The sequence below is a fragment of the Haloferax sp. Atlit-6N genome, from assembly GCF_003383195.1.
Lineage (GTDB): Archaea > Halobacteriota > Halobacteria > Halobacteriales > Haloferacaceae > Haloferax > Haloferax gibbonsii.
Map to the genome: position 1 here is coordinate 1 of NZ_QEQJ01000231.1, position 494 is coordinate 494.

A 494-nucleotide genomic window follows, 5' to 3' on the forward strand; every position below is an offset into this window, starting at 1 on the left:
AGCTGATCTTTGTCAGCGCTGACGACGTCAGCGTCCGTGACAGAGACATCTTCGGTATCGATGGTTGCAGAGTCCGTGGCAGCCGTCTCGAGGTACTGCTCACCGACACTCGCATTCTGGAACGTCGCCGTGAACTGACCGTCACGCACGATCGAGTCTAGGTCACTCACCTGGTCGCTCGTTGCGACATACGTGAACCCACTCTCTGACTCTGTCTGCGTGAAGTCACCATCGTCGAGTTCGAGGAGATCCGAACTCTGCATCCGGAACTCATCGCTCGTTGCGACGCTGACATTCAGACGGTCGAGCTCAACGTCAGTCGTAACGCTGACCGTCAGGGTATCTCCGTCCGCGCTAATATCGAACGCGTCGAGGCTGAGTTTCTTCCCCTCAACACCGACGGTGGTCAACTCGTCGGTGTTGTCTGCCTCGAAGCCAACGTCACTAGCTGTCACGCGGAACTTGTAGGTCCCTTCTCCAAGGTCGTTGATATT

General features: G+C 56.5%; 1 protein-coding gene. It reads right to left on the minus strand.

Annotation, left to right across the window (positions count from 1 at the left end; translation table 11 throughout):
* The coding region (locus DEQ92_RS23615; RefSeq protein WP_158547662.1) for a hypothetical protein at positions 1 to 494 on the minus strand (494 nt) is incomplete at both ends.